The following is a 3,485-nucleotide window of genomic DNA, read 5'->3' on the forward strand; positions in this document are numbered from 1 at the left end:
GGGGGACCCTGTGGGAGAGTAGGACGCCGCCGAACAATTATTGTGGGAAAGCCCCGTGCCGCTGGCACGGGGCTTTTTCGCGTTCCCAGGAGCCCTCGGCACCCCTGTGCACCCGCCGACCGGGGCTGAGGGTAAGGTCAGGGGGCATCATCGGCACGTTCTTGACACAGGAGGCCCCCGGGTGGAGGTCCAGGAGACCCGCGTTCAGACGGACCGGGTACTCACCATCCCCAACATCCTCAGCATGGCGCGTCTCGTCGGCGTGCCTGTCTTCCTGTGGCTGATTCTCCGCCCGGAGTTCGGCGGGCCCAAGAGTGACAGCTGGGCCTTGCTGGTCCTGATGTTCAGCGGTGTCAGCGACTACCTCGACGGCAAGCTCGCACGCCGCTGGAACCAGATCAGCAGCCTCGGCCGGCTACTCGATCCGGCCGCCGACCGGCTCTACATTCTTTCCACGCTCGTCGGACTCACGTGGCGGGAGATCCTGCCCCTCTGGCTCACTATCGCGCTGCTCGCCCGCGAGCTGATGCTCCTTGTGATGGTAGGAATCCTGCGTCGGCACGGCTATCCACCGCCCCAGGTGAACTTCCTCGGCAAGGCGGCCACGTTCAACCTCATGTACGCATTCCCCTTGTTGCTGCTCAGCGACGGGCATGGTTGGCTGGCAGAGGTGGCCACCGTTTTCGGATGGGCGTTCGCAGGGTGGGGTACAACCCTCTATTGGTGGGCAGGAATCTTGTACGTGGTTCAGGTCCGCCGCCTGGTCAAGGCGGATGCAGTAGCCGATTGAGCTCGTTGATGTGGTGCCGTGCAGCGTTGCCGGCCCGCAGCTGATCTCGCAGAAGCTGCCCTGACGGGTCAAGTCGGCTCGACCGTCGTCTCTCAAGGAGGACGTTTCCGACATGAAGGCCGTCGTGATGGCTGGCGGCGAAGGCACTCGCCTTCGCCCCATGACCTCGAGCATGCCCAAACCGCTCCTGCCCGTGGCCAATCGGCCGATCATGGAGCATGTGCTCCGGCTGCTGAAACGGCACGGGCTCAATGAGACGGTCGTGACCGTCCAGTTCCTCGCCTCCCTGGTGAAAAATTATTTCGGAGACGGCGAAGAGCTCGGCATGGAGCTGAGCTATGCCAATGAGGAGAAGCCGCTCGGCACCGCCGGGAGCGTGAAGAATGCCGAAGAGGCGCTGAAGGACGACACCTTCCTCGTCATCTCAGGTGACGCGCTCACCGACTTCGACCTCACGGATCTCATCGCTTTCCACAAGGAGAAGGGCGGCCTGGTCACCGTCTGCCTCACCCGTGTCCCCAATCCCCTGGAATTCGGGATCACGATCGTGGACGAGCAGGGCCAGGTGGAGCGCTTCCTGGAGAAGCCGACCTGGGGCCAGGTCTTCTCCGACACCGTGAACACGGGCATCTACGTCATGGAGCCCGAGGTCTTCAACTACGTCGAGGCCGACGCCTCCGTGGACTGGTCCGGGGACGTCTTCCCGCAGCTCATGAAGGAGGGCAAGCCCATCTACGGCTATGTCGCCGAGGGCTACTGGGAGGACGTGGGCACGCACGAAAGCTATGTGAAGGCCCAGGCCGACGTGTTGGAGCGCAAGGTCGACGTCGAGATCGACGGCTTCGAGATCTCTCCCGGGGTCTGGGTGGCCGAAGGCGCCGACGTGCACCCCGACGCCGTGCTGCGCGGCCCGCTCTATATCGGGGACTACGCCAAGGTCGAAGCCGGCGTGGAGATCCGCGAGCACACGGTCATCGGGTCGAACGTCGTCGTCAAGAGCGGGGCGTTCCTGCACAAGGCCGTGGTCCACGACAACGTGTACATCGGCGACCACAGCAACCTGCGCGGCTGCGTGGTCGGCAAGAACACCGACATCATGCGCGCCTCCCGGATCGAGGACGGCGCCGTCATCGGCGACGAGTGCCTGGTCGGTGAGGAATCGATCATCCAGGGGAACGTCCGCGTCTATCCCTTCAAGACCATCGAGGCCGGGGCCTTCGTCAACACCTCGGTGATCTGGGAGTCGCGCGGTCAGGCACACCTCTTCGGGGCGCGCGGCGTCTCCGGCATCCTGAACGTCGAGATCACCCCCGAGCTGGCCGTCAGGCTGGCCGGCGCGTACGCGACGACGCTCAAGAAGGGCTCCACCGTCACCACGGCGCGGGACCACTCCCGAGGCGCCCGGGCGCTGAAACGCGCCGTGATCTCCGCGCTCCAGGCCAGCGCCATCGACGTACGGGACCTGGAGAACGTCCCGTTGCCCGTCGCGCGGCAGCAGACCGCGCGCGGCAGTGCCGGCGGAATCATGATCCGTACGTCGCAGGGTGTGCCCGACTCCGTCGACATCATGTTCTTCGACGAACGCGGGGCGGACCTCTCGCAGGCGCGGCAGCGGAAGCTGGACCGCGTCTACGCCAGGCAGGAGTACCGCCGGGCGTTCCCCGGCGAGATCGGCGACATCTACTTCCCGTCCAGCGTCTTCGACTCGTACACCGGGTCACTGCTGCGCAACGTGGACACGACCGGGATCGCCGACGCCCAGCTGAAGGTCGTGGTCGACGCCTCCAACGGCAGCGCGGGACTCGTGCTGCCGAGCCTCCTCGGGCGGCTGGGCGTCGACGCCCTCACCATCAATCCCGGTCTTGACGAATCCCGGCCGACCGAGACGGCCGAAGCCCGGCGCAAGGGTCTCGTGCGGCTGGGCGAGATCGTCTCCTCCGCTCGGGCGGCCTTCGGCGTCCGCTTCGACCCCGTGGGCGAGCGGCTGTCCCTGGTGGACGAACGGGGCCGGATCGTCGAGGACGACCGGGCGCTGCTCGTCATGCTCGATCTCGTCGCCGCCGAGCGGCGCAGCGGGCGGGTGGCGCTCCCGGTCACCACGACCAGGGTCGCCGAACAGGTCGCCGCGTACCACGGCACGCAGGTCGAGTGGACGACCACCTCGCCGGACGACCTGACCCGGGTGGGGCGTGAGGAAGGCACCATCTTCGGAGGAGACGGGCGCGGCGGCTTCATCGTTCCCGAGTTCGCCAGCGTCTTCGACGGGACGGCCGCATTCGTGCGGCTCATCGGCCTTGTCGCGCGGACGCAGCTCACGCTGAGCCAGATCGACGCCCGCATCCCGCGCGCCCACGTCCTGCGCCGTGACCTGGCGACACCGTGGGCCGTGAAGGGCCTGGTCATGCGCCGCGTCGTGGAGGCGGCCGGCGACCGGGACGTCGACACCACGGACGGGGTACGGGTCGTGGAGGCGGACGGGCGCTGGGTCATGGTGCTGCCGGACCCGGCGGAAGCCGTCACCCACCTGTGGGCCGAGGGGCCCGACGACGCCTCCGCCGAGGCACTGCTCGACGAGTGGGCGGCCGTCGTGGACAGCGCGGGCAACTGAAGCCGGGCCGCGGGGGGGGGGGGGGGGGGGGGGCCCCCCCCCCCCCCCCCCCCGCGCGCCGCGGCGGGGCGGGAGCGGCGACGGCGC

2 protein-coding genes are annotated in these 3,485 nt (G+C 68.0%); both read left to right on the top strand.

Annotated features, from left to right (window positions below):
* Window positions 1–181 precede the first annotated feature (181 nt).
* The gene (locus ACLQ2N_RS31685; protein ID WP_093709783.1) at window positions 182–790 is read left to right on the top strand and encodes a CDP-alcohol phosphatidyltransferase family protein; all 609 of its coding nucleotides are present in this window, start codon (window positions 182–184) and stop codon (window positions 788–790) included.
* Window positions 791–902: 112 nt separating this feature from the next.
* Entirely contained in the window at window positions 903–3,398 is a 2,496-nt protein-coding gene (locus tag ACLQ2N_RS31690) for a mannose-1-phosphate guanyltransferase (RefSeq protein WP_143621900.1), read from the top strand.
* Window positions 3,399–3,485: the final 87 nt, after the last annotated feature.

The organism is Streptomyces sp. DT224 (genome assembly GCF_049844595.1).
Taxonomy (GTDB): Bacteria; Actinomycetota; Actinomycetes; order Streptomycetales; family Streptomycetaceae; genus Streptomyces.

Bases quoted from the DNA above. Each gene is read 5' to 3' on its own strand.
- ACLQ2N_RS31690 (WP_143621900.1), top strand. From the start codon at position 903: ATGAAGGCCGTCGTGATGGCTGGCGGCGAAGGCACTCGCCTTCGCCCC.